21 protein-coding genes are annotated in these 24836 nt (G+C 58.1%); 13 read left to right on the top strand and 8 right to left on the bottom strand.

What is annotated here, in order from left to right; genetic code table 11:
• Positions 1–98 precede the first annotated feature (98 nt).
• Positions 99–2612 carry an adenylate/guanylate cyclase domain-containing protein gene (locus H6F46_RS08785; RefSeq protein WP_190354357.1) on the top strand — a complete coding sequence of 838 codons (2514 nt, stop codon included), beginning with the start codon at positions 99–101 and terminating at the stop codon, positions 2610–2612.
• Positions 2613–2673: 61 nt separating this feature from the next.
• Complete coding sequence (locus H6F46_RS08780) at positions 2674–3336, top strand: hypothetical protein (protein ID WP_190354359.1); 663 nt, start codon at positions 2674–2676, stop codon at positions 3334–3336.
• 519 nt (positions 3337–3855) lie between these two features.
• On the opposite strand, the gene H6F46_RS08775 is transcribed toward H6F46_RS08780, so the two are convergent.
• The gene (locus tag H6F46_RS08775) at positions 3856–4185 is read right to left on the bottom strand and encodes a DUF3155 domain-containing protein (RefSeq protein ID WP_099534815.1); all 330 of its coding nucleotides are present in this window, start codon (positions 4183–4185) and stop codon (positions 3856–3858) included.
• Positions 4186–4640: 455 nt separating this feature from the next.
• On the opposite strand from H6F46_RS08775, the gene H6F46_RS08770 reads away from it, so the two are divergent.
• Entirely contained in the window at positions 4641–6176 is a 1536-nt protein-coding gene (locus tag H6F46_RS08770; RefSeq protein WP_190354361.1) for a sensor histidine kinase KdpD, read from the top strand.
• A gap of 40 nt (positions 6177–6216) precedes the next feature.
• On the opposite strand, the gene ispE is transcribed toward H6F46_RS08770, so the two are convergent.
• From ispE to H6F46_RS08750, 4 genes are all read right to left on the bottom strand, one after another.
• A complete protein-coding gene (ispE, locus tag H6F46_RS08765; protein WP_190354363.1) occupies positions 6217–7188 on the bottom strand; it encodes a 4-(cytidine 5'-diphospho)-2-C-methyl-D-erythritol kinase in 972 nt (323 codons plus the stop codon).
• Positions 7189–7269: 81 nt separating this feature from the next.
• Positions 7270–9138 carry an EamA family transporter gene (locus H6F46_RS08760; RefSeq protein WP_190354365.1) on the bottom strand — a complete coding sequence of 623 codons (1869 nt, stop codon included), beginning with the start codon at positions 9136–9138 and terminating at the stop codon, positions 7270–7272.
• 146 nt (positions 9139–9284) lie between these two features.
• Positions 9285–10400: a thiamine-phosphate kinase gene (gene thiL, locus H6F46_RS08755; protein ID WP_347278296.1), complete on the bottom strand. Its 1116-nt coding sequence runs from the start codon at positions 10398–10400 to the stop codon at positions 9285–9287.
• A 183-nt stretch (positions 10401–10583) separates the two neighbouring features.
• The gene (locus H6F46_RS08750; RefSeq protein WP_190354526.1) at positions 10584–11651 is read right to left on the bottom strand and encodes a peptidylprolyl isomerase; all 1068 of its coding nucleotides are present in this window, start codon (positions 11649–11651) and stop codon (positions 10584–10586) included.
• A gap of 467 nt (positions 11652–12118) precedes the next feature.
• Here H6F46_RS08750 and efp point away from each other — a divergent pair, with 467 nt between their 5' ends.
• From efp to cysK, 5 genes are all read left to right on the top strand, one after another.
• Positions 12119–12679 carry an elongation factor P gene (gene efp / locus H6F46_RS08745; protein WP_099534808.1) on the top strand — a complete coding sequence of 187 codons (561 nt, stop codon included), beginning with the start codon at positions 12119–12121 and terminating at the stop codon, positions 12677–12679.
• 332 nt (positions 12680–13011) lie between these two features.
• Positions 13012–13509, top strand: a complete 498-nt coding sequence (accB, locus tag H6F46_RS08740; RefSeq protein WP_099534809.1) for an acetyl-CoA carboxylase biotin carboxyl carrier protein — start codon at positions 13012–13014, stop codon at positions 13507–13509.
• Positions 13510–13531: 22 nt separating this feature from the next.
• Positions 13532–13873 carry a DUF2288 domain-containing protein gene (locus tag H6F46_RS08735; RefSeq protein ID WP_190354367.1) on the top strand — a complete coding sequence of 114 codons (342 nt, stop codon included), beginning with the start codon at positions 13532–13534 and terminating at the stop codon, positions 13871–13873.
• 323 nt (positions 13874–14196) lie between these two features.
• Positions 14197–14634 carry an Rrf2 family transcriptional regulator gene (locus H6F46_RS08730; protein ID WP_099534811.1) on the top strand — a complete coding sequence of 146 codons (438 nt, stop codon included), beginning with the start codon at positions 14197–14199 and terminating at the stop codon, positions 14632–14634.
• Positions 14635–14867: 233 nt separating this feature from the next.
• Positions 14868–15827 (top strand): cysteine synthase A, encoded by a 960-nt coding sequence (gene cysK / locus H6F46_RS08725; RefSeq protein WP_190354527.1) that lies wholly within the window; start codon positions 14868–14870, stop codon positions 15825–15827.
• Between the two features lie 129 nt (positions 15828–15956).
• Here the strand turns inward: cysK and ald are convergent, their stop codons facing one another.
• On the bottom strand, positions 15957–17039 hold the full coding sequence (gene ald / locus H6F46_RS08720) for an alanine dehydrogenase (RefSeq protein WP_190354369.1): 1083 nt from the start codon (positions 17037–17039) through the stop codon (positions 15957–15959).
• 306 nt (positions 17040–17345) lie between these two features.
• Between ald and menB the strand changes: the two genes are divergently transcribed.
• Positions 17346–18179, top strand: coding sequence for a 1,4-dihydroxy-2-naphthoyl-CoA synthase (gene menB, locus H6F46_RS08715; protein ID WP_190354371.1), 834 nt, complete (start codon positions 17346–17348; stop codon positions 18177–18179).
• A 381-nt stretch (positions 18180–18560) separates the two neighbouring features.
• On the opposite strand, the gene H6F46_RS08710 is transcribed toward menB, so the two are convergent.
• The gene (locus tag H6F46_RS08710) at positions 18561–18854 is read right to left on the bottom strand and encodes a hypothetical protein (RefSeq protein WP_143473156.1); all 294 of its coding nucleotides are present in this window, start codon (positions 18852–18854) and stop codon (positions 18561–18563) included.
• Between the two features lie 868 nt (positions 18855–19722).
• On the bottom strand, positions 19723–20298 hold the full coding sequence (locus H6F46_RS08705) for a DciA family protein (protein ID WP_190354373.1): 576 nt from the start codon (positions 20296–20298) through the stop codon (positions 19723–19725).
• Positions 20299–20923: 625 nt separating this feature from the next.
• Here H6F46_RS08705 and H6F46_RS08700 point away from each other — a divergent pair.
• The 4 genes from H6F46_RS08700 (at position 20924) to H6F46_RS08685 (ending at position 24823) form a co-directional block, all read left to right on the top strand.
• A complete protein-coding gene (locus H6F46_RS08700) occupies positions 20924–22243 on the top strand; it encodes an SPOR domain-containing protein (RefSeq protein WP_190354375.1) in 1320 nt (439 codons plus the stop codon).
• A 214-nt stretch (positions 22244–22457) separates the two neighbouring features.
• A complete protein-coding gene (locus tag H6F46_RS08695) occupies positions 22458–23120 on the top strand; it encodes a PspA/IM30 family protein (protein WP_190354376.1) in 663 nt (220 codons plus the stop codon).
• A gap of 348 nt (positions 23121–23468) precedes the next feature.
• Positions 23469–24248: a PspA/IM30 family protein gene (locus tag H6F46_RS08690; protein ID WP_190354528.1), complete on the top strand. Its 780-nt coding sequence runs from the start codon at positions 23469–23471 to the stop codon at positions 24246–24248.
• A 224-nt stretch (positions 24249–24472) separates the two neighbouring features.
• Positions 24473–24823, top strand: a complete 351-nt coding sequence (locus H6F46_RS08685; RefSeq protein WP_099531524.1) for a co-chaperone YbbN — start codon at positions 24473–24475, stop codon at positions 24821–24823.
• The last annotated feature ends 13 nt before the right edge of the window (positions 24824–24836 follow it).

Here is a 24836-nt window from a genome sequence, read left to right as displayed (position 1 = left end):
TCTCTCAGCCGCAACAAATTGCAACATGGAAACCCAAGCGAGGCCTGGTTTTCCATTCCTGATCCTGACCACGCCCCACCCGCACCGTTAGACACCCTATGAAACTCGTGCAACCCATCCAGTCGATCCCGAAGCGGTTCCGACAACTACGCTTGCGCTGGTTGGTCGTGCCGCTCGTCCTGCAAGTGGCCGGGGCCGTTGGACTCACGGGATGGCTCTCACTGCGAAATGGCCAGCGGGCCGTGAATGACCTCGCGGCCAGGCTCAGTGGCGAAATTGCGGCCAAGGTGGAACAGCATGTGCAGGGGTATTTGGGCACATCCGAGCTGTTTTTGCGCATTGATGCTGCATCCGTGGCGGCGGGTAACCTCAACCTCAACGACTTCGCCGCCCTTCAGCGCTACTTTTGGCATCAGGTACACATCACACCGGAGGTCTCCACCCTCTACTACGGCAACGCGGAGGGCAATTTTTTGCAGGTTGAGCGCGGCAACCCTTCCACGGTCTCCGTGCGAACAACGGCAACGGCTCCCAACTGGAGAATTTACACCCTGAACAAGCAGGGCCAGCGCGATCGCTTCGTTAGCTCCCGGCCCTACGACCCCCGTAAACGCCCTTGGTATCGGGCTGCTGTGGCTCGGGGGGGCTTGGCCTGGTCGCCCATTTATGTGTTCACGGAGCCGCCGGTTTTGGGCATTACTCCGGCCTTGCCCGTTTACACCAGCAACCCCAGTACGGTGACCGCCAGTGGCACACCGCTGACCACGGAAACACTCAAGGGTGTGCTGGCGATCGACCTTCCCTTGGAGCAGCTTTCCACCTTTTTACGGGGTCTGAAGGTAGGGCGAACCGGAGAAATGTTCATTGTGGAGCGGTTGACCGGGGCCCTGGTGGCCACGTCATCTGAGGAACCCCTGTTTTTGCGGGATGCCCAAAACCAACCCCAGCGGCTGAAACCGGAGGAGAGCCGCGATCCTCGAATTCGGGCAGCGGGTGAGTTTTTGCGGGAGCGCTTTGGCACCTATCGCCAGGTCAGCAAGCGATATCAGGGCATTGTGCGACCGAAGGGGAGCGATCGTGTCTTCATCGATGTGTTGCCCCTGGAAAATGACTATGGACTTGACTGGGTGACTGTGACGGTTGTCCCCGAGCGGGATTTCACATCCCAAATTCAGGAAAATACCCGCATCACCGCTCTGCTCTGTTTGGGCGCTTTAGGCTTGGCCGTCTTAATGGCGATCGCCACCACGCGCTGGATTGTGGATCCCGTCAGTCGCATCAGCCGGGCCGCCGAGGCGATCGCTGAGGGTAATTTAAATCAGACCGCCGCCGCCAGCCCAATTCTGGAGGTCGATCGCCTGGCCGAGTCCTTTAACCGCATGGCCTTTCAGTTGCGGCAGGCCTTTGCCGCCTGGGAGGAAGCCAACCAAAATCTAGAGCTGAAGGTGCAACAACGCACCGCCGCCCTCACCCTTTCGGAAGCCAAGCTGCAAGAAAAGGAACGATATTTGCGGCTAATTCTCGACAGCATTCCCCAACATGTGTTTTGGAAAGATACCGATCTGGTCTTTCAGGGTTGCAACAAAAACTGGGCAGAAGCGGCGGGGCTGGAAAACCCTGAAGCGGTGATTGGGCTAACGGATTTTGACCTGGTGCGAGATCCAGAGGCAGCGGAGGCCTTTCGGGAGCAAGATCGCCGGGTGATTGAGAGCGATCGCCCCGTTTGGCACGCGATCGCCCCCAAGCAAAAACCGGGAGCCACGGGCGAAACCATTTGGCTAGATATCAGCAAAATTCCGATTCACGACAATCAACGCCGCGTGATTGGGTTGTTGGGGGTGGTGGAAGATATCACCTTACGCAAACAGGCCGAAGAAGCCCTGCGCCGGGAACAGGAAAAATCAGAGCGATTGCTGTTGAACATCCTGCCCCGCACCGTGGCCGATCGCCTAAAGCAAAATGTGCAGCCCGATGGATCCACGGAATCGGAACCGATCGCCCAACATTTTGAAGAAGTCAGCATTCTGTTTGCGGACATCGTGGGTTTCACGCCCCTTTCGTCCCAACTGCCCCCGATCGATCTGGTGACCTGGTTGAACCGCATCTTTTCCCAGTTTGACCACCTGGCAGAACGCCATCACCTGGAAAAAATCAAAACCCTCGGAGATGCCTACATGGTGGCGGCTGGGTTGCCCCTGCCCATGGAAGATCCCACTGCAGCCATGGCCAACATGGCGCTGGATATGCAGCGGGTGATTCACGGCTTTCAGGATGAGTTTCAGCAAACCTTGGGGCGATCGCTGGAAATTCGCATTGGCATGAACACCGGGCCCGTAATTGCCGGTGTAATTGGCATTCGTAAGTTTATCTATGACCTTTGGGGCGATACGGTCAACATTGCCAGTCGCATGGAGTCCCAGGGCTTGGCCAGCCGAATTCAGGTGACCGAAACGGTGTATCAGGCCCTACGCGATCGCTATGAGTTTGAATCCCGAGGCGAGATTGATGTGAAGGGCCGCGGCCCCATGCGCACCTATTGGCTCACGGGTCGCCAAACCACCGCTGTTGTGGATGTGGTGGCCGCTGCGATCGACGCTGGCCCAGAGTTTTAACGCACGCCCGCTTCAGAAAATCCTCATTAGAACATCCTCATTATTTGTTGATTAACCCCTGGTGATCGCTCCTCTGGGCCCGATCGAGGCCGAATTGGTGATCCTGACTTTCCCCCAACGGCCGCGAAGTAATCAGTTGGCGGATTCGATCGCTCGATCGAGTCCTTCCGTTGGCACTCACAGTCTTCCGTTGGAGAAGTTGGTTATGGCTTGCAAATGGACTTGCGCAGTGATGGGTTCGATCGCCCTTTTGGTCACCACCGCCACCCTGGCCCCCTTGCCCGCCCGGGCAGAAATGCCGGAAGTGGTGTGGATGGTGGGGCCCGCTGAGAATGTGGAAATTGTGACCGGCGAGATTCAAGATTTGGTGGGCGATCGGGTGCGACTGTTGCTGACCGATGGTTCCACTCGCTTGGTGGGCATTACCCAGCTCGATCGCACCCGACTGGGCCTCGATCCGGGAGATCAAATCACCTTGGCCTTGGTCGATGGTCGTTTCTTTGCCCAAGCCGTTGCCCTGGGAAACGATGCCCTCGTGATTCGCAATGGCTCCATTCAACTGGCCAATGCTGACAGCGCCTACGTCAGCACCAGTCAAGCCAGCGTGACCACGACCACCACCGTGCAACAACGCACCGTACAACGCAGCGGCCAACAAACCACTGTTCAACAAACCACCGTCACCCCCGATCGCCCCGCACAACCAATTCGCGGCATGTGGTAACTGCTGATTTGCTGATGAACCCATTGACGGGTCGATTTTTCCGTTCCTTGCTGTCCCAGGTTGCCTAGCTCAAAAGAACAGCACAACCCTAGAACCCCACACCTGCAAACCCATAAAAAACCAGCAACGCCCACGGATCAGCGGACTGATCGCGGGCGTTGCTGGATTTTTTTGAATTGGAAGCACCCAGGGCCGCACAAGGGCATCGCGCAAGAAGCGATCGCGCTTAGGCCCGTCGTTAGTCGGCTATTGAGCTTTTTGCTAATGAGAGATTGATGTGTCAACTGTGATGCACTCGATCGTCCACTGGCGCTGCGATGTAGGAGTCGATCGCCAAGGGAAGGTCAACAGTCATCACCCACCAATCAATAACAAATCACCAATTAATCCACGTTTCCGTGCATCCATCCCCCAAGACGATTTGCACCTTAACTTTGCCCGAATTGCAGAGCAGCCACGACCTCAAACGTCTGATTTCAGGCTCCACACAACGCGGGTTTCAGTTTTGTTGCCATGGACTTAGCGGGCCGCTGCGGCCACCATTCCCAAAGCAGGCACATCCCCTTCTTGATCGCCCCAGAGCCGAAGACTCGGGAACAGGAAGTGGTTTTCTTCAACGTATTGCGCTCCGAACAACCCTTTTTCGGCCCAAAAGTAGCGATCCGTGGTGTGTTCGTTGCGCTTCACCAACACCAAAGCGGGGGGATGAATTCCCTCTGCCTTAATGAATTTGCGAGCGGCCGTGACCGGCTTATCTTCGCCACATTCGATGCTATACTGTGGCACATTCTCAAGAATCCGTCGCCCTTCTTGCCGCCGACGGCTCTTGCGCTTGCGTCTCCTTGCCAACCTCCTTACCTCCCGTGCCAAGATAAGTGTAGTGACGGTTACAAAAGCCGTGCAAAGTATATCGCCTTTGCGCCAAAATTTCAACTTGTTTTAATTGATCGACATGAATTCAATTACAATGTTTTATTCTGTCGATTTCTTAGCAGTTTGATTGTGAGTGCTGGTCCATCCAGAAACCTAGAGACCGCCTGGATTTTGCACAATTGCCGCCCCAGGTTCTTGCGATCCCTCGCGGCTTTTTAATGGTTTTTAATCAGTTTAGATGGAGCAATTTGAATAGAAGCGGTTTGAGATAGCTCCAGCTTAAGGAGTTCTCAAGCCTTGGGGAGAGCAACGCCGTAATTCTTCACAAAGCCGGCGATCGCCCCATGCGGGAAACCGGGCGCGGCCGCTCCCCAGTCCCTGGCAACCGCGAATGTTCCCCGATGGAGGCCCCCAGGGGGGAGTGGCGAGCAATGGCGAGTTCAACCTTTTTGGCCCTGTGCCAAGCGCAGTTGGCCTTGATGGCGGAAACGCTGCACCTGGGACGGGGTGTGGTGTATTTGGCGCAGGATTGGTCAGGAACGGCGGAACCGGCTTGGATGCCGGTGTTGGAATATCCGGCTCGGGCCAAGACGCAGTTTTTGGGGGAAGCGGGAACGGGCCGATCGCGCAGTCGGGGCCGATCGCGGTTGCTGTCGGGGTCGGGCCCTTGGGCAGCGGCTCCGGCGGAGATCCCCTCTGCGATCGCGCCCGAGGCCGAGGTTAGTCACCAAGCGGGCGATCGGCCGGACGTGCTGGACTTCTCGATCGCGCCGGAAGCAATTCCCCCGGCGGCCAACCAGATCACGGATGCTGACCATTCAGCCTCTGCCCGTTCCACCAATTCCCATTCAGCCGTTGACCCCGCGTTGAATCCCCTATTCAATCCCCAACCCCACCCGGGCCGATTGGTGCTGCCCTTGGCCCGAGGGGGGATGATGTTGGGGCTGTTGGTGCTCGATCGCCCTAAACCTTGGACTCCCAAGGATCGCCAGCAGGCGGGGCGGGTGGCGGTGACCTTGGCGGCGGCCTGCGAACTCGATCGCCGCAATCAACTGTTGGAGGCGGCCTATCGCCAACAACAGACCACGCAACAGCGCCAGGCGGAATTACTACACAATTGGCTGCACCAGTTTCGCAATCCCCTGACGGCCATTCGGACATTCGGCAAGTTGGTGCTGAAGCGGTTGGGGGGCGAGGATCGATCACGCCCACATCTGGAAAGCTTGCTGCGGGAGGGCGATCGACTCCAAGGGATGTTGACGGACTTTAGCCAAGTGATTGATACGCCGGACTGGACAGGGGCAGCGGCCCCCAGTGCCGACCAGCCCTCACCGTCGGAGTTACCCGCCCCCGCCGAAAACAAAGCGGCCCTGCTGTTGCCGGGAGTGACGATCGCCCCTTGGCCAGTCGAGGCCTTGGTGATGGATGCGATTGCGGCGGCGGAAGCGGTGGCGATCGAACGCGGGCGATCGTTTCAAATGTCGTTACCCGCCGATTTGCCGCCGGTTTTGGCCGATGGCACGGCTTGGCGAGAGGTGTTTAGCAATTTGCTGGATAACGCCATCAAATACGCCTGCGATCGGGGTCGGGTGCAGGTGTTGGCCCGGGTTGCCGCTTGGCAAGATGCGCCCGCGGCCGGTTGGGGTCTGGCGCTGGTGGTCAGCAATCAGGGCAACAATATCCCGCCAGCGGATTTGGAGCGGCTGTTTCAGCGCGGTTTTCGGGGAATTCAGGCCGCCAGCCCGATTCCAGGCACGGGGTTGGGTTTGGCGATCGCCCGTCAGTTGATGACGCAGATGGGCGGCCGCTTGGAACTGTTTAGCCCCCCGATCGCCCTACCTGCTCGGTTGCGGTTGCGGGAAACTCCCGATCGACTCCTTCCCCCGATCGCTCAGGGAACGATGGCCGTGGCTTGGTTGCCCCTGGCGGAAACGAATTCACCGCCTCCTGAATTCACCTCCGAGTGAATCCCTGAATTAATAGCTGAATCCACGGCTGAATCCACCGCTAAACCGACTGGTTAATGGGCCGAATGCCCGCCGCACTGAATTGGGTGACCCAAAATTCTAAATCCGGATCCGGCAGGGCCGATCGCGCGGCAGCTTGGATTTCCTGGGCTTGGCTGGCGGATTCGGCCAGGGCAAAAACCGAGGGGCCTGAACCGGACATCATCGCTCCCAGCGGGGCCAAGCGATCGAGCAAGTCCCGCAACTGCGCAATTTGGGGATGGGCCGGCAACACCACCCGTTCCAAATCATTACGCAACAGGGGCCGCAACCCCGAAAGACCAGCTCGATCGCCCGCAGCCAAGGATTGGAGCGATCGCACGAGGGGCCCAGACTTGGCCGCCGTATGCCGAGCCGCTTGGGCCTCTGGAGTGCGGGCATATTCCGCCCCAAACTGAGCGCGATAGGTTTGATAGGCCCAGGGGGTGGAAACGCCCAAACTGCGGTACTTTGCCAACACCAACCACACCTGATCCACCCCCGCGAGGGGATCCAGCACCTCACCGCGTCCCGTGGCCAACGCCGTTCCTCCGCCCACACAGAAGGGCACATCGGATCCCAATTCGGCCGCCAACTCCTGCAACTCCCCTTGGGTGAGGCCCAAGCCCCAGGCCAAGTCCAGCCCCACCAACACCGCCGCGCCATTGCCCGATCCCCCAGCCAAGCCAGCGGCCACGGGAATTCGCTTTTCAATTTCGATCGACACGCCCCCACATTTGGCGAAGGCTTCGGGAAACCGCTCGCTCATCAGGGCTGCGGCCCGATAGGCTAAATTGCTGGCATCGTTAGGCACACCCTCGGCGGCGCACTCCACTTGGATTACGCCCTGCATTCCCGATCGCACATGGACGAGATCCGCCAAGTCAATGCTCTGGAACACGGTGGCCAACTCATGGAAACCATCGGGACGATCGCCCACAATTTCCAAATAGAGATTAATTTTGGCGGGCGATCGCAGCGAATAGGATTTCATCGGCACGCAAGCATCAGGACAAAAGCGTCCCCATTGTCTCAGAAGGGGCCCACGAGACCATCGATGGTTGATTAACCTGGCCTAGCTTTGGGGCGATTGGCGTGATCGGGGCGATCGGCGCGGCTTGCTCAACTGCTCCACACTCAGCAGCGTCACCCCAAGGGTCACCAACCCAATGCCCAGCCATTGCCCCCCGGCCAGCGATTCTTGGATCAAAATCCAGGCCGCCAGGGCCGTCAAAGCATTGCCCGAGGCGCTGAGAATGGCCGTCCAAGCAGCTCCCACCCGTTGCACCGCCAAGTTATTCAGCAGGTAGCCCCCTAAGGTCAACAGACCCAAAATGACTCCACCCAACAGCAGGCCGCCCCAAGTCCCCGGCAACACCTGCACCGTCACCGCCTCCGGCCGCGCAATGAGTCCAAAGCAAGCCAACACAAACACCCACAGGAAGGAAACCAGGGTGAACGGCACGGGATGCAAGGTTTTGGTTCCCCATTGCACCGTGAGTAGATAGCCTGCGAAGGCTGCGCCGGCCGCTAGCCCGCTGGAGAGACCCACCCAGTTATCGCCTGCGGTCGGGCCCCCCTCGGGCAGGGCCAAGCCGCCCCCCAGCAGAATCAGGGCCGTGAGAAACAAGCGCAGGGCCGTGGGGCGATCGCCCAATAGCCACCAGGACAGGGGCAGGGTAAAGACGGGGTAGAGAAAAAAGAGGGTGACCGCCAAGCCCGTCGGCAAATTCCCGATCGCCACATAGAGCAGCACTTGGGACACAAACATGAAAAAGCCGTTCAGCAAGATCATTTGCCAAGACCGGCGATCGCGGCTTTGGCACAGGTGGCGAATTTCCTGCCAAGTGGCGGGATAAAGCCAAGTGGCCAGCGCTGGAAACACCAGGACGATCGCCAGGGTGCGCAACAGCAAAATCAGCAAAGAATTGCCCAGCCCCGGCGCAATGATGCCGGGTAGGGTCACCACCCCTAACAGGGTTTCCGGAGCATTGCCCGTAAACAACAGCTTCAGGGCCACATTGAACAGGGCCAACAACAGGGCCGCCACCAGGGCCAACAGCCAGCCCGGTTGCCGCAGGGTCTGAGGATGGGGGACGGAGGGTTTCACGGCCACAAGGGGGGGAGGGAACAACACAGGAGCCGGATCGGACAAGGGGGCGATCGGGGAAGCGGGCCGATCGGGCGCGGTTGATTCAGGATCAGGAACCCCAAGCTCAGACCCAAGGGAATCGGATGCGAGAGCATTGGGTGCGATCGAGGTTTCCCAACGAGCCATCACCTGCTTCAACAACAATTCCCCCTGCTGTTGTCGCCGGGCCAATCGGCTGAGTCGTTGGGCCAGCGCCTGTTCATAGGCCGCTAAGTCTTGATGGAGATGGGTGAAAACTTGGGCCAGGGTTTGATCCAGCGCCATCAATTGTCGCTCAATCGCGGTGCTACTGAGACGACCATGGATCACCACGGGCGAGCCGATCGCCTCGCCGGAATCCCTGGGCCGCAATTCCTGAGCCAAGGCCTGAAACCGTTGGTCGATCGCCCTTTTCAGGTGGGATCCCATGTGTTGAGCCAGTTGTTTTGCCCACTGTTGGGCCCAAGCTTGGCTGGTGGGATCCAACAGAGATTGTCCCGGAGCGGGCTGTGCTCGCAGTTGTTGGCGATAGCGAGCTAGGCGATCGAGATCCAACAGTAATTGGGTTTTCTCGGCGCTCAGGCGATCGAGGTCTTGGGCAAGCTGGTCAAGTTGCGATCGCTGAAAAATTTGCAGTTGCTCAATCACTGCCGACCAATCCGGTGCTGATTCTGGGGCGATCGGGGCCAGGCTCGATCGATCACCACGGGCATCTTTTGCCGCCGACCCAGGGAGATGCGAATTGGAATCGAGGCCCATGGGGTCGATCGTGGGTTCTTCAATGGGCAATGTTGGTTGCTCCGATGGGCCCATGGAGATGGCTCAGGTCAGTGGCTCAGGTCAGTGGCTTTGCGGTTGAACAGCTCCGCATTTTGCGCCTCTAGCATTGCTCAATCATGATGGCTCAATCCTGGGCCAATTGGGCATGGTCGTCTTGGGCCTGGCCCAGCGGGACAGCCTTAAGCGGGCCCGGTGGTGGCCGATGTTCCGAAATGTTGGAAGCTGGCCGATCGCCCGATCGGTTTGATCGCCCCTGAATCCACCACCCAGGCGATCGGCTGCTGGGTTAACGCCTCTGAAAACGCCTCAGGATCCGCCTCTGGAGCCACCATTTCCCCCACAATGGCCGCCGAACCGCCCAAGGACTGCACCAAATCAGCAGCCAAATCCGGCGGTAAACACAGGACTAATTCAAAATCTTCGCCCCCGTAGAGCGTCCAATGGCGGGCCCGCGCCAGCCCCACCGCCGCCACCAACCCTGCCGGCATTGGCAGCCGATCGCCCCACAGTTTCGCCCGCAGGCCGCTGGCTTGGGCCAATTGCACCACCGCATCGGCCAACCCATCACTGGAGTCCATGGCAGCCAGGGGGCGATCGGCCAGCCAGGGGCGCAGTTGATTCAGTTGATCCAACTGAGCAATTACGTCCAAGCGGGGGGTTGGGTATTGGTGGGCCCGAATCCAGGTCGATCTCGCTGCGGCCGAAGGTTCCGCAGCCTCTGGGGGCCAATCAGCTAACAGCAGGGCCAACCCCGCACGGGAAGCCCCATGTTCACCCGTCACGACGATCGCATCTCCCGGTTGGGCCGCGTGGCGCTGGAGGGATCGATCGGGCAAAACCGACCCGATCGCCGTGATGGCCAGTGTGGCCACAGTCGATCGGGTCACATCCCCCCCCACAATTGCCCCGCCAAATTGGGCTAAGCAATCGGCCATCCCCCCATAGAGAGACTCCACCCAGTCGATCGCACAATTCCCCGGCAGAGACAGCCCCACGGTGATTGCCCGAGGCGTTGCCCCCATGGCCGCCAAATCGGACAAATTAGCCGCCACCGCTCGCCACCCGATCGACCTAGGAGGGGTGGTGCGATCGCTAAAATGCACCCCGTCCACCAGCACATCAGTTGTGACCACGAGCGATCGACCCTCGGGCCAGTCCAACAGGGCCGCGTCATCACCCACCACCGAGCGATCGCAAAAGGCAAACAACCGCGCCAGTAACCCCGCTTCCCCCACATCCGCCAACCGCAACGATTCCACCGCGTCCATAAGCTCTCGCACTGACTCTAAACGCACCCAACCCAACCATAATGACCCCGCAACCTAGGCAACCCAAGCAACCCAGCTAACCGGAATGGTTCCCAACGCCCAAAGCAAAGTCCCCCTTGGCATCCAGGCCAAGCGGGGACTCAATCCTTGGGGAGGGGTTCGCTGCAAGACAGGTTCTGAGCAAACGGCATCACTCAGAACCCGCCGCACCTAACTGGGCTGCACCAGATTTTCCAACCCATCCACCACCGTTGCCTTCACCACCTGGTCACCGGGGCGAATCTTATCCAACACCGCCTTGGCATCGCTAATCGAGTAGCCAAATACCGCATAGCGACCATCCAGCAGGTTGGCCCCGGCGGGGGTCAGTTCCGGTTCAAACAGGAAGAAAAACACCTGAGACGAACCGCCATCGGGATCCGGTTCTGGTCGGGCCATGGCCAGGGCCCCATAGGACGAGAAGGGCAGCACGGGCAAATCGCCATAGCGGCCCGCATCTTCGAGCGTGATGCCGTAGGTGGGTTCTTTGTCGCCGCTGGCCAGAATTTCTAGGGGAATGGCGCGATATTCGTTGTTTTTGGGATCAATGAAGCCTTCAGCGGGGCCAGCCGGATCGCCAAATTGCAACACGTAGGAATCTTCGGCACGGGTGAAGGGCAACCCGTCATAGAACCCTCGCTGCACCAAGTCCACAAAGTTGCCGGCCGTGACGGGGGCGCTGTAGCCATCCACCACCACAGTGACGCTGCCTTTGCTGGTTTCAATCTCGATCGTGGCGCGGCCCTTCAGTTGGGGCAGGTTGGCATATTGAGCAGGCACTTCAAAGGGGAAACCCTGCACCATATCCGCTTCGATCGCTCCCACTGCGTCCAGAATCTCCCGGCGCAGTTCCCAAACCGTGGACTTATTTTTGGTTTCCACGGCGGCCTGGGCCTTGGCGATCGTCTCGCTAATCTGATCAAGCTTTTGGGCTGCGGCTTCCTGGCGATCGGGACGAACAGCCGCCAAAATCTGGTTGCGCTTGTAGGTCACCGTCCGATCGGCCGTTTTCAAGCTGGTGGCCACGGGACTCCAACGCTTAGCCCGCAAGGATCCAGCGATCGATTCCACCTCCGACTGCACCTTGCGAATCGGCACATTGTCGATCGGCAAGGAATAGCGCAGCAGGGCCTTGCCGTCAGTGATAGCATTCCCGGCCGGCAGTGCTGCCCAAGCGGGAGCCGCCCCGATCGTCCACAGCACCATCACCAGGCTCAGGGCGATCGCCCAACCGCCCATCCACCCTTGCTCCCGTCGTTGCAGTTGTCGATCGACCACCGCTGTCCAGGTTTCGATCGTCTTCGCCCACCCGGAGCGGGTTTGCCCTGCCTTAAGTCGCCTTGGAATAGCCATGATCGAAGATAAATCGAGGTCAATCGAAGTGAATAAAAAATATGGCTGCTTGACGGCTGGCTGACGGCTGGCTGACCACTGGCTACACCGGCAATTGCGCCAGCCCACCCGCAAGCCAGCCCCCAGGTACTCGCAAGGAAGCCCTAAACCCTAGCCCGCAAGCCCTCAAACCATCGCAACAGCCCCAGCGCGATCGCCCGTTTCCATGGGCGCATCGGGAGACTGCCAATCTTCCAATCTTGCCATAGCCCGGTCGATTCCAGATTCCTAGGCCCAATACCCAACGGCCCCAAAAAGCGGTAGAGTGTATCCCGTCCTATGCCCGCCTGCGGTGCTTTGTAAACCAGCTTCCGATGATTTCCAGTAACGATTTCCGCCCCGGTGTCACGATCGAGCTAGACAATGGTGTCTGGCGAGTTGTTGAGTTTTTGCACGTCAAACCCGGCAAAGGCGCAGCGTTTGTTCGCACGAAGCTGAAAAACGTGCAGACCGGTAGCGTGGTTGAGCGCACCTTCCGCGCAGGGGAAACGGTTCCACAAGCGACCCTGGAAAAAAGCGACATGCAGCACACCTACATGGACGGTGAGCAGTATGTGTTCATGGACATGAAGACCTACGAGGAAATGAACATTTCCGCCGCCCAAATTGGCGATCGGGTCAAATACCTGAAAGAAGGGATGGAAGCCCAGGTGGTGACCTGGAACGGCAAGGTGATTGAAGTGGACTTGCCCAACACCGTGGTTCTGGAAGTGGTGGAAACGGATCCCGGCGTGAAGGGCGACACTGCCACCGGGGGCCAAAAGCCCGCCAAACTGGAAACCGGTGCAACGGTCATGGTTCCCCTGTTCATTTCCGTGGGCGAAAAATTGCGGATTGACACCCGCGAAGACAAGTACCTTGGCCGCGAAAATTAATTTCCTTCTGAAGCTCCTGGCGATTGGGCCCTGGAACGCCACGACCGATCGCCAGGGGCTAGGCAATTAGTGTTACAACCGATACTGAATCAGCCCCTACCCTTGGTCTGGGCAACCCTTGGGAATCTCCAGGCGATCGTCCTCAGACCAGGTAGCTCTCTAAACTAAATCCTGACTAAATCCTGCATTTTGCATTGCCTTGGTTTGCATTGCTTTAGATTGCCTAGATTGCCTCTTTTTCAACTCGGAGCCTGGGCCCAAGGCCCCATGGACGGCTCTTTTTTGAATCCCTTTAACGCTTTAACATTCTGCGATTAGGAGCGAGACGACCCGTGCCGCTGGACTTTGACGAATTGCGGGAACTGCTGCTGGTTCTGAACCAGACGGATATTGCCGAAGTGACGCTCAAGCAAGGTGACTATGAGCTGACGGTGCGAAAGGCAGTGGCGGCGGCAGCAGCAGGCACGGCGATCGCCCCGGTGGCCATGGCAGCGGCCCCGATCGCCCCGGTCGCGGCCCCGGTGACCACGGCCGCCCCCCTGGAGCCAGCAGCGCCGCCCGCCTCGCCACCGCCCCTCAACGATCCCAAACTGCTGGAAATCAAGTCCCCGATGGTGGGCACGTTTTACCGGGCCCCGGCCCCCGGCGAGCCGCCCTTTGTGCAACCGGGCGATCGAATCACTTCGGGGCAAACGGTTTGCATCATCGAAGCCATGAAGCTGATGAACGAGCTAGAGGCCGAAATCAGCGGTGAAGTGGTGGAAATTTTGGTGGAAAATGCCCAACCCGTTGAATTCGATCAAGTTCTGATGCGGGTGCGGCCCGCCTAAATCACCTGCCCCCATCAAGCGCATGGATAGCGAACCCAGCAACCCCAATTTTCCGGCCGATGACTCCTCCAGCGGCAACCTGCGATCGAGCCTCACGGAATCGATCGACCTAGCCGAATGGGATTGGCTGAAGCCCCACATCGGCCGCGATGCCGTCATTGTGGTTACGCCAGATTTGGACTTGGCCGAAGTGGGCGAGGCCCTGGCCAGCGACAACACCGCCGTCGTGCAGCGCTGGATTGATGAACAGGCGATCACAAAACCCACCCAAGCCGAACTTGCGGAGTGGGATCGATCGGGCGATGTTCGTTTTCAGGCCATGATTGTTGCGCCCTTTGTGCTGGTCAAGCTGATCACTGGCTAGGTTTGCCTCATTCCTGTAGCCAGGTCACCGGACTGTGTTACCGGACTGTGTTACCGGACTGCATCACCAGACTGTGTTACCGAACTGTTTTCGGAATTACCAGACTGTTTTCGGAGCAGATCACGGAGCTTCAGAGCACAGCTATTTCCCGGGATGAAACCCTACAAAACCCAGCGGAAAACCGGGGTATACTAGGATCGCCCCGAAGCTATCTCGATCGACTCGCCGATCAACGATTCAGATCCATGATTCAGATCTCAGATCAACGATCATGAGGCGATCAGGCGCTTAGGGATCCAGCCTCGCTCCTAGGTTCTCCACCCGTGGAACTGTCATCCAAAAGCGAATATGCCCTTCTGGCCCTGTTGCAACTCGCCGATCGCTACCAAGACGACGAGCCGTTGCAAATCCGCCAAATTGCTGCCGATCAGGACATTCCCGATCGCTACCTTGAGCAACTCTTAGCCACCCTGCGCCGAGGCGGTTTGGTCAAAAGCCAACGCGGGGCCAAAGGCGGCTATCTGCTGGCGCGATCGCCCTGGACGATCTCGCTACTGGATGTGCTGCGATGTTTAGAAGGAGCCGATGCCAACATTGCCGACGACGGCGGGCGCGATCGCCCGCTCGAAAGCGCCATTATTTACGAGATTTGGGTTGAAGTGGATCAAGCCGCCAACGACGTGCTGCAACGCTACACCCTCCAGGATCTCAAGGATCGTCGAGATGCCCGCAAGCAACTTGACCTGATGTATTACATCTAGGCTCTGGGGATCATGGCTGCCCAGGGGCAATCAAGAGCACTGAAAAAATCCTTAGAAGGCTCGGGATATTTTGGGTTGCTTGCGGTTGCTTGATTTTTGCTGAATGGCTGGCTGAATGGCCGGATGATTCGACTGATCTACTCACTGCCCAATGCTTCGTTGTTCGATCCGACCCGTGCCATAGGGGCGATCGACCCCCTCAGACCTGACGAGAGAGTTCCAGCCAGATGCCCATGAACGTCGCCAACAACATCACCGAACTGATTGGCCGCACTCCCCTAGTTCGGCTTAACCGCCTGCCCCAAGCGGAAGGCTGCCTGGCCGAAGTGCTGGTCAAGCTGGAAAGCATGAACCCTTCCGCTTCGGTGAAAGACCGGATCGGCATCAACATGATCGAAGCCGCCGAACAGGCCGGCACGATCATTCCGGGTAAGACCGTTTTGGTGGAACCCACCTCCGGGAACACGGGGATTGCCCTGGCCATGGCCGCCGCTGCCAAGGGCTATCAACTGATCCTGACCATGCCGGAAACCATGAGCGCCGAGCGGCGGGCCATGCTGCGAGCCTACGGGGCACAGTTGGAACTCACGCCGGGCATTGAAGGGATGGGCGGTTGCATTCGGCGAGCCCAGGACATTGCCAACACGGTTCCCAATGCCTATATGTTGCAGCAGTTCCGCAACCCGGCAAATCCAGATATTCACCGCCGCACCACCGCTGAGGAAATTTGGACGGATACGGACGGCAAGATTGATTTCTTGATTTCCGGTGTGGGCACGGGCGGCACGATTACGGGCGTGGCGGAAGTGATTAAGCAGCGGAAACCGGACTTTCAGGCGATCGCGGTGGAGCCGGCCAACAGTCCGGTGCTGTCCGGCGGGCAACCGGGCCCCCACCGAATCCAGGGGATTGGCGCGGGGTTTGTGCCCGAGGTGCTGAAGGTGGATCTGATTGATGAAGTAATTACGGTGACCGATGACGAGGCGATCGCCTATGGTCGTCGGTTGGCGCGGGAGGAGGGCTTGCTCTCGGGGATTTCTTCGGGAGCAGCGATTTATGCGGCAATTCAGGTGGGTCGCCGCCCGGAAAATGCGGGCAAGTTGATTGTGGCGATTCAGCCCAGCTTTGGGGAGCGCTACCTGAGCACGCCGTTGTTCCAAGACGCGGAGCCGGTTACGAATATTCCGTTGTAATGAGGATTAATCCGGGTAGGGGCGTACAGCGGTACGCCCCTACAGGGTTGATCGGTCTCGATCGACCCGAATGGGGATGATTTTGATCACGCCGTAACCGTGGATGGTTTTAGCGACCCCTCCTCATTCCTACAAATCTGGGAAAACCGCTTGGACGGCTGGATGTTCGATCCGGCCGTCTTTGATGTTGAGGCCCTTCGCCAATGCTGGGTCGCGATCGAGCGCGGCCAGACCGTGATCCGCCAGGGCCAACACGTAGGGCAAGGTGCTGTTTTCCAGGGCTTGGGTGGAGGTGCGAGGCACAGCACCCGGCATATTCGGCACGCCGTAATGCACCACGCCGCATTCGGTGTAGGTGGGATGGCTGTGGGAGGTGGGACGCAGGGTTTCGATGCAACCGCCCTGATCGACGGCCACATCAACAATCACAGCTCCGGTGGGCATCTGTTCCACCAGCGATCGCCCCACTAAGATCGGGGCCCGCCGCCCAGTCACCAACACTGCGCCGATCAGCAAGTCCGTTTCGGGCACAACGGCTTCGATCGCGGCGCTGCTGCTGTAAAGCAATTCCACCCGCGAGCCAAACAGGGTTTCCAGATAGTTCAGGCGATCGACATTCACATCCAAGATCCGCACCTTGGCCCCCAAGCCCACGGCCATCTTGGCGGCTTCGGTGCCGACCACGCCGCCACCGAGGATCGTGACGCGGCCCGGCGCAACCCCCGGCACACCGCCCAGCAAGACTCCGCGCCCGCCCTGTTGTTTTTCCAGGTAGCGGGCCCCAAACTGCACGGACAACCGACCGGCGATCGCACTCATGGGGGCCAACAGAGGCAGGCGGCGATCGGGGGTTTCCACGGTTTCGTAGGCGATCGCACTGATCCCCGATTTCAGCAAGGCTTCGGTTAAGCGCCGCTCCGCCGCCAAATGCAAATAGGTAAACAACAGCGGCGTAGTTTTCAAGAAGCCATATTCACCGGGCAGCGGCTCCTTCACCTTCACTACCAACTCGCAGTCCCAAGCCAAATCCGCTTCGGGTACAATCCGCGCCCCAGCCGATCGATAGTCCTCGTCGCCAAACCCCGCACCGGCACCGGCCTGGGTTTCCACCCGTACCGAATGCCCCCGATCGACCAACGCCCGCACACCCTGGGGAGTCAAACCCACCCGAAATTCCAGATCCTTAATTTCCTTGGGAACACCGATTTCCACGGGGACTACCTCCTGTTGAAGCGGTCGTGAGTGGCTAAACGCGCCCGATCGCCCCGTTGCTGTTTTGTTGCAGAAACCTTAAGGGTTTTGCCCCAAAATCAAAAATCACGTGCGATCGTGCATTTGCATGGGATCCCCTCTAAGCTAACGGCTCGATCGGGGATCAAGGTGTGCCCCTCGTCACAGATGCCATTTCCAGAGCGCAAGGCTTCATTGGCAGAGACTCGGCCCGGCCCGCATCCGGGCGATCGCGCCAACCCCTATGCTGGTCAAGCATCCAATTTTTGATTAACAAACCAGCCAACCATGACCATTCAGTGGCAAACCGTTAAAACCTACGAAGACATCCTCTACGTCAAAGCCGACGGCATCGCCAAAATCACCATCAACCGCCCCCACAAGCGCAACGCCTTCCGCCCCAAAACGGTGTTTGAGCTGTACGAAGCCTTTTGTGATGCCCGCGAAGATGCGGCCGTGGGCGTGATTTTGCTGACCGGCGCAGGCCCCCACACCGATGGGAAATATGCCTTCTGTGCCGGTGGGGATCAGAGCATTCGCGGGGAAGCGGGCTACGTGGATGAGGCTGGCGTGCCCCGGTTGAATGTGTTGGATTTGCAGCGACTGATTCGATCGATCCCCAAGGTGACGATCGCCCTAGTGGCGGGCTATGCGATCGGGGGCGGCCATGTGCTGCACCTGCTCTGTGACTTGACGATCGCCGCTGACAACGCGATTTTTGGGCAAACGGGCCCGAAAGTGGGCAGCTTTGACGGCGGCTTTGGAGCCAGCTATCTGGCCCGAATTGTGGGTCAGAAAAAAGCCCGCGAAATTTGGTTTTTGTGTCGGCAATACGACGCGCAACAGGCCTTGGAGATGGGTCTGGTTAACACCGTGGTTCCCGTGGCGGAACTGGAAGCAGAAGGCCTGCGCTGGGCCCAAGAAGTGCTCGAAAAAAGCCCGATCGCGATTCGTTGCCTAAAAGCCGCTTTGAATGCCGATTGCGACGGGCAAGCGGGCTTACAGGAATTGGCTGGAAATGCCACCATGCTCTATTACATGACCGAAGAAGGCAGCGAGGGCAAACAGGCCTTTCTAGAGAAGCGATCGCCCAATTTCCGCCGCTATCCCTGGCGACCCTAAGCCATAGCAGGGAACCTTTTTCGGGTTTCTGAGTATCAGGCTCACCCTTGCCCAATTGACACAAAATCCGATCTAAAAAAATGAACCAGGAGCATCTTAGTCTCCTGGTTCATTTTTCGCTTTTGAATGATTGATGACATGGCGTTTACCCAGTCGCATCTATCAGTCACCTATGGTGGGTCAAAGTTGGTCTTAATCGTTGTTTCAGTCCCTATTTCAAACCCGGTCGCGATCTTTAAGTATTCATCCTGAAAGCGGAGCAAGATCCTAGGGAATTACTACCGGAAAATCGCCTGATTGGCTAGGCACTGAATTGAGGGCTTGATGCACCCTGAAGCTAGCATCCATCAGCCCTTGATTGCCAACGGCATGACTGATCCCCTAGGCAATGGAAGCAGAAGCATTCGATCGCAAAACCGGCGTAGTGGCCGCCAGGGCCGCTTCATTTTTAAATTCCACCGTCGCCACGATTGCCACGCCCGTTTCTGCGGGGCTGTGAACCAACCGCTCTAACGATTCCCAAGATGGAGCGAATGCTGGCATTGCGAGCGGACAAGCCTTCCAGCCCGCACGAACCACTGCATCAAACTGACCGCAATATCCACCACGTCGCCCTTCTGGGGTGTAGTAGCGACAATGGCGGCAAGCAGAAACTTGGAAGGGCGTAGCACTCATATTTTGCACTGCCAACGCAGAGCGCCGCTGAGAATTTGCTAACTTCATTATGGAATTGAGACGAATTGCTGTAAAAGTCCTTAAGACCTAGATCTACTCTGAGATTCAGCGATCCCAAACACTTTTAGAAATTTAGATTATCTTCAGCTTCCACTTTGGCTTTTTCAGAAAGTTTCTTCAGAAGACCATTGATTTTCCTGAAAAATCAGTTAGGGGATCAAAGAAAAATCACTTAAAATCAATCGTTAATCATTTTGAAGAGTTTTTGTCAATTACTTTAAAAAGTCTTTAAAAAGGGTATGCGCTTTCTCTGATGGCGCTAGGAACCTGGGTTTTTAGTAATGGTAGGTTATGAAAGTCTAGGAGTGAATGGTTACCTAGAATACCGTTTCCCAAGAGATGTCATCATACAAAACGCAATATTTGGCAACATCTCTTGAAATTGACGAAGGCAGGACATTCGAGATCAATTTTTTTTGGACATACTGTTGGCCTCATTGCTCGATCGGGAAGCCATTTGGATCTGCGATGAGTTTGGGATTGGGATCAATCGAGTTGAGCTATTTTTGATACCTTCTCCAGGAAATTTCGCAAGAAACCCTCCCAGAATTTTGGTGAGCAAATCCTGCAAGCAAATCCTGCGCCAGGTTTTGAGGCTTCCATGAAACCAGTGCCCGCATTTCACTGCTTGCATTGATTCGCATTGATTTCGCGTTGATATTGAATTGGTCTTGATCTGTATTCACCCACATTCATATGATTGTGGAGTTGTGGTTTTTCTGTTCCTGTGCTTCTGGCTTGGATTTCTGGCTTGGGGTTTCTGGCTTGCGCATCGAGCTTCCAACTGCAAGCTGAATACAAGCTGATCTCAAGATCCAGAGCCGGGTGAACGGTCTTGAGACCAGCGCTCAACCATGCACAAACTACAAACTCCCCAGCGCTCTAATTCCGCTGGCGGGGTCGATCGCCCGCAATGGGGACAGCAATCATAGCGCTTCAGTTGACTTTGCACGGAAGCGGCCCACTGGGTGAACGCTTCGGTGGCGGTGGCGGGTCGGGGTCGATCGGGAGGGTGCTGGGATCTTTGGGGTGATCGGGCAGTGGCAGCGGGCCCCAGGGCGATCGACTGAGACCGATTTTCAAACCAGCGGGCCGTAGAAAATCGCGCGTCGGTCAGGGGCGGGTTGAAAGGAGGCGTGATCGATTGGTTGATTTTGGCGATCAGGCGCGATCGCTCAAACATCAGGGTTTGGGCCCAAGCCGGATTGGACACCGCCACCCACAGCACCCCCTGATGCACGGAAATGGGGCGGGTGTGACCGGCCAAGGCCTCGCCCACAATGACTCGCCATTGCTGACAGAGTTGCAGGAAAGATCGGTTTGACTGCCAAGCCGGGTGTTGGTCAAGCCGTTTGAGCAGTCCATCGATCGGGTCAAAGGCCATGGAAGGTACGGGGGAGCAAAGGGGTTAATCAGCAGAGATTGGGGAAATCACCGGGATCGATCGAACCAGTCAGCCTTGTGAATCCAGCCCATGGCCCTGCTCAACAATTCCGTGAACCCAATCACAACTCACGGCTCAGAATCAGTTCGATCGGGTTAAATTCGATCAGGTTCAACCTGCGTTGAACCTGCGTTGAATCTGCGCGGATTGGGTTCGCTCAGGCTGCATCAGCTCAGATCACATCAGATCACAGCGGCTCAGATCACAGCAGCTCAGATTCAGAACCCGTGGGAAAGCCTTATGGGTTAAGCAAACAGCGTTTAATCTGGACAAACGCTTCGCAAAATCTAAAATAGGCGAGAAGCAAGCCCGCTGAGAGGATGTTTGAAAAATGTCTTGAAGCCCCAGTCAAGCCCCAATTGTCGTCGGGGCAAGGGGCTTAAGCCCCTTGTCTGTGTCGATCGCTATCGATCGCTATTGATCGCTGGGGGAAGCGGTGTATCCATTTTGGCTTTTCAGACACCCTCTGAGGCATCCGTTTAATCTTTCCTGGTCACATCTTTCCTGGTCACGTTGAACCATTTGGGTGATTATTAACCCTGCACCGAGGAGCCTCGAAACCGCTATGAAATTCCGCCCAGCGCGCCAACAACCCGCGCGATCGGAGACCGAGCCAACCCTGCACCGTCGCCTGTCCTTGGCGTTGGAATGCATGGAGTTGGACTTAGACGCGGAACTCGCGCGCTATCGCCGCCTGCGGGGCCCTCGCCAAGGCATTGTTCGCCGCTTCTTTCTGAAGCCCCCGGAACGGGCTGGAGAACCGCCCCTGTTGGCTTCTGCGGAGGCGCTGGAGGCTTCTGGGGCCCTGAGCTTGCCCCCTGTGCCTGATACTAGCGATTTGCAAGCGGCTTTGGCTCAGCAAAACCGCCGCCCGGCTTCGCCTCGATTGCTGACGGCGGCGGATGAGTTGGGCGAGGATGCACCCTTGGCGGCGAAGTCCGTGGTGCAGGCGGCGATGCTGCTGGAGGGGGCCCAACCGGTTGCCAATGGCAATGGCTGGGATCGGCGGCGGGTGCGTCGGAGACAGGAACCCACCTGGACGGGGATTGGGGTCGGAACGATTTTGGTGATGCTGTCGGGCACAATTTGGACTTACTACAGCAACTATCCCGACAGTGACGGTTGGCTAAAGGTGGGTGGATTTTTGGAACGAACGGGCCGGGCGATCGGGCTGAATCAACCGGCCACTCGATCGCCAGAGCCGGTTTTGGCAGAATTGCCCCCTGCGGAACCTACTCCTTTGCCCACGGCTCCCACTGGGGTCACGGTGGATTTGACGCGGGATGAATTTGCTGATTTGAGCCTGGAGAGCCTTTCGGTTTTGGGCGATCGCCCGCCAATGCCCACGGGAACGATCGGGGCCACCGCGCCCGCTGGGGCTAACTTGGCCCCGCAACCGGCCCCCAGCCCCTTGCCGTTTCCCCAAGCCCAGCGTGCTCCAGCCAATCCCCCAGCCAATCCCCCAACCAACTCACCCGCAGCCCCAGCGGTGGCTAATCCGAGTACGGATGGGCGTTGGTATGTGGTGGGGCCCTACAGTGGCCCCGCTAGCCTGATTGCCGCGCGCAAACAGGTGGCCGATGCCTATGTGCGGGAATTGTCGATCGGGCGGCGAATTCAGTTTGGGGCCTTGGACAATGCACAACAGGCCAACCAGCTCATTCAGCAACTGAAGGCGGCCGGAATTCCCGCCACGGTCTATCGCCCCGTTGCCCCCAGACCAGCCGCTAGCCCAGGGGCCAAACCTAGCCCGAATGCGAATAGCGCCAATCGCAACCAACCCAATAATCGCAACGCCGCAAACCGTAACCAGCCCAATAGTCGCAATCAATCTGCGGCTGGCAACCGCTCCCAATCCAGTTCCAGCCCGAAGCCCAGTCCCTGAGCCAATCCGTAAACCAGCTAGTCATCGGCCGGTTCAGTCAACAGTCAGCAAGCAAGTCAGCATCAGCCAGCAAATGATTATCAGTTGAGCGGTAATTAATCGGTTGAGCGGTAATTGATCAATTGCTGACCAACCGCAACGGCATCGCCCCCCAAAGGCCCCACCGAACGATCGAAGCGATAGGATCGGGGCAAGAGCCAGAAGGAGATCGAGCGTGGGACTATTGCAGCGACTTGGGAAACTGGTGCGCGCCAATGTGAACGCGGCGATCGCCCAGGCGGAAGATCCTGAACAGGCCTTGGATCAGGCCCTGATGGACATGCAGGATGATTTGGTGCAGTTGCGCCAAGCGGTGGCCCAGGCGATCGCCACCCAAAAGCGCACGGAGCGCCAACGGGAGGCCGCCGCCCGCGCCGCTGAGGATTGGTATCGACGGGCCCAACAGTTGCTGAATGTTGGTGACGAGCCAGGGGCCCGATCGGCCCTGAGTCAGTGTCACGGTCAGCAAGACGCAGCCGCCCACTTTCAGGAACAGTGGGAAACCCAACGGGACACGATCGCCCAACTGCGCAACACCCTGCGGGATTTGGAAGCCAAGCTGCTGGAAACTCGCACCAAACGCGATTTGTACGTGGCCCGCGCCCGATCGGCCATGGCCACCCAACGAATGCACGACACTCTGAATTACCTGAGCCGGCCCAACAATCCGCTGGAGCGTTTGGAGTCTTGGACTATGGAACTCGAAGCTCGTGCCCAGTTGTCCCAGACCGCCGGTCGCGATCCATTGGAACAGGCCTTCCAAACCCTAGAGTCTGACCAGCGCCTAGAGCGGGACTTAGAGCAACTGAAAGCCCGTCGCCCCCCGGAGCTTCGATAATTTCGATAATTCAGCAGCATCACAAATCCGCCCTCGGGCAATTCCCGGCAGCGATTCCCAGCGGCGATTCCCAAACCTCCTAGCCGCCAAAATCCCCGGTTTTGGGCAATTGCACAGGGCCCGGGCCCCTCAGCCCCCCAATAGCCGATCACGGCGGGAGAGCTAACCGAACTTGCCATGGGCTGCTGATTTTCGGTATCTAGGCTAATAGGACGATCGCAACTGCCGGGCTTGATCACGCGGCCGTTGACCGATGGAGTTGGTAGTTTGGATAAAGCAGTTGGCCTTGGGGCCAAGCTTCCCAATCCCGATCGCTTCCCCGATTTAACCAGCAGGAGAGCCACCGTCATGGGCCTTTTCGATCGCGTCAGCCGCCTGATTCGGGCCAATGTCAACGACCTTGTGAACAAAGCCGAGGATCCCGAAAAAATCCTTGAGCAATCGATCATCGACATGCAAGAAGACCTGGTGCAAATGCGCCAGGCCGTTGCCCGGGCGATCTCCGCTCAACAAAAAATTCAGCAGCAATATAACCAGGCCCAAAGTGAGGCCAACCTGTGGCAACAACGCGCCCAACTGGCTCTGCAAAAAGGCGATGAAAGCTTGGCTCGCGAAGCCCTCAACCGCAAAAAGGTGCAGGCAGAAGCCGCCACCGCCCTCAAGGGCCAACTGGATCAGCAAGTGGGGATGGTGGATCAGCTCAAGCGCAACCTGATCGCCCTGGAAGGGAAGATTTCGGAAGCCAAAACCAAGAAAGACATGCTCAAGGCCCGGGCCCAAGCCGCCAAGGCCAACGAGCAACTGCAAGGGGCCCTCAGCTCCATGAACACCGGCAGCGCCATGTCCGCCTTTGAGCGGATGGAAGAAAAGGTGCTGGAAATGGAAGCCCGCTCCACGGCAGCGTTGGAACTGAGCGGCGTTTCGTTGGAGCAACAATTTGCATCCCTGGAAGCCGGTAGCGATGTGGATGATGAACTGGCGGCAATGAAGGCGCAAATGTTGGGTGGTTCCTCAACGCCAGCGGGGGCCCTGCCGGCCAGCAATGCCGCACCAGCTACGGAGGCAAAAGACGCGGCGATCGATGCCGAGTTGGAAGCCCTGCGCCGCCAGCTCAACGACACCAATTAGGCAGGACACTAAAACCATCAAGCCAAAACCGCGATCGAGTCCGGGTGGGGGCGTGCGGCCGTGCGCCCCTGTGGCATTGCCCATGCAGTGGTGAATCAACGCATTTTGCGACCTAACCCGCAGGCGGCCGCCCCCTCGAAATATTGCCCTTAATATTGCCCTTACCGCCAAGACACCTGTGGATTTAAGATGCAAAAGGCGAATTTTCAGAAGCAAGGACAACGATCGTGAGTCAAGTGCGAGTCATTTCGGATGCCGAATTTGAAAGCGACGTGCTGGGAGCCTCGGGAACGCCCGTTTTAGCGTATTTTTGGGCATCTTGGTGTGGGCCTTGCCGGTTGATGAGTCCGAGTGTGGAATGGGCGGCGACCACCTGGGGCGATCGGCTCCAGATCGTGAAATTGGAAGTGGATCCTAACCCTGTCAGCGTCAAACATTGCCAGGTGGAAGGGGTGCCCGCCCTGCGACTGTTTCAGGATGGCCAATTGCTGGACACCAGCGAAGGGGCCCTGACCAAGGAGAAGTTGGCGGATTTCCTCAAGCCGCATGTGGGTGCAGTGCCCAGCGCGGTTTGAGGATCATCGCAGC

This window comes from Limnothrix sp. FACHB-1083 (assembly GCF_014696485.1).
In the GTDB taxonomy this organism is placed as follows: domain Bacteria; phylum Cyanobacteriota; class Cyanobacteriia; order CACIAM-69d; family CACIAM-69d; genus CACIAM-69d.
This window is presented reverse-complemented; position numbering and strand designations above follow the sequence as displayed.

Bases quoted from the DNA above. Each gene is read 5' to 3' on its own strand.
- H6F46_RS08770 (WP_190354361.1), top strand. From the start codon at position 4,641: ATGGCGAGTTCAACCTTTTTGGCCCTGTGCCAAGCGCAGTTGGCCTTG.
- menB (WP_190354371.1), top strand. From the start codon at position 17,346: ATGACCATTCAGTGGCAAACCGTTAAAACCTACGAAGACATCCTCTAC.
- H6F46_RS08760 (WP_190354365.1), bottom strand. From the start codon at position 9,138: ATGGGCCCATCGGAGCAACCAACATTGCCCATTGAAGAACCCACGATC.
- H6F46_RS08700 (WP_190354375.1), top strand. From the start codon at position 20,924: ATGAAATTCCGCCCAGCGCGCCAACAACCCGCGCGATCGGAGACCGAG.
- H6F46_RS08690 (WP_190354528.1), top strand. From the start codon at position 23,469: ATGGGCCTTTTCGATCGCGTCAGCCGCCTGATTCGGGCCAATGTCAAC.
- ispE (WP_190354363.1), bottom strand. From the start codon at position 7,188: ATGAAATCCTATTCGCTGCGATCGCCCGCCAAAATTAATCTCTATTTG.
- H6F46_RS08705 (WP_190354373.1), bottom strand. From the start codon at position 20,298: ATGGCCTTTGACCCGATCGATGGACTGCTCAAACGGCTTGACCAACAC.
- H6F46_RS08710 (WP_143473156.1), bottom strand. From the start codon at position 18,854: ATGAGTGCTACGCCCTTCCAAGTTTCTGCTTGCCGCCATTGTCGCTAC.
- H6F46_RS08750 (WP_190354526.1), bottom strand. From the start codon at position 11,651: ATGGGCGGTTGGGCGATCGCCCTGAGCCTGGTGATGGTGCTGTGGACG.
- H6F46_RS08785 (WP_190354357.1), top strand. From the start codon at position 99: ATGAAACTCGTGCAACCCATCCAGTCGATCCCGAAGCGGTTCCGACAA.
- H6F46_RS08735 (WP_190354367.1), top strand. From the start codon at position 13,532: ATGGATAGCGAACCCAGCAACCCCAATTTTCCGGCCGATGACTCCTCC.
- cysK (WP_190354527.1), top strand. From the start codon at position 14,868: ATGAACGTCGCCAACAACATCACCGAACTGATTGGCCGCACTCCCCTA.
- efp (WP_099534808.1), top strand. From the start codon at position 12,119: ATGATTTCCAGTAACGATTTCCGCCCCGGTGTCACGATCGAGCTAGAC.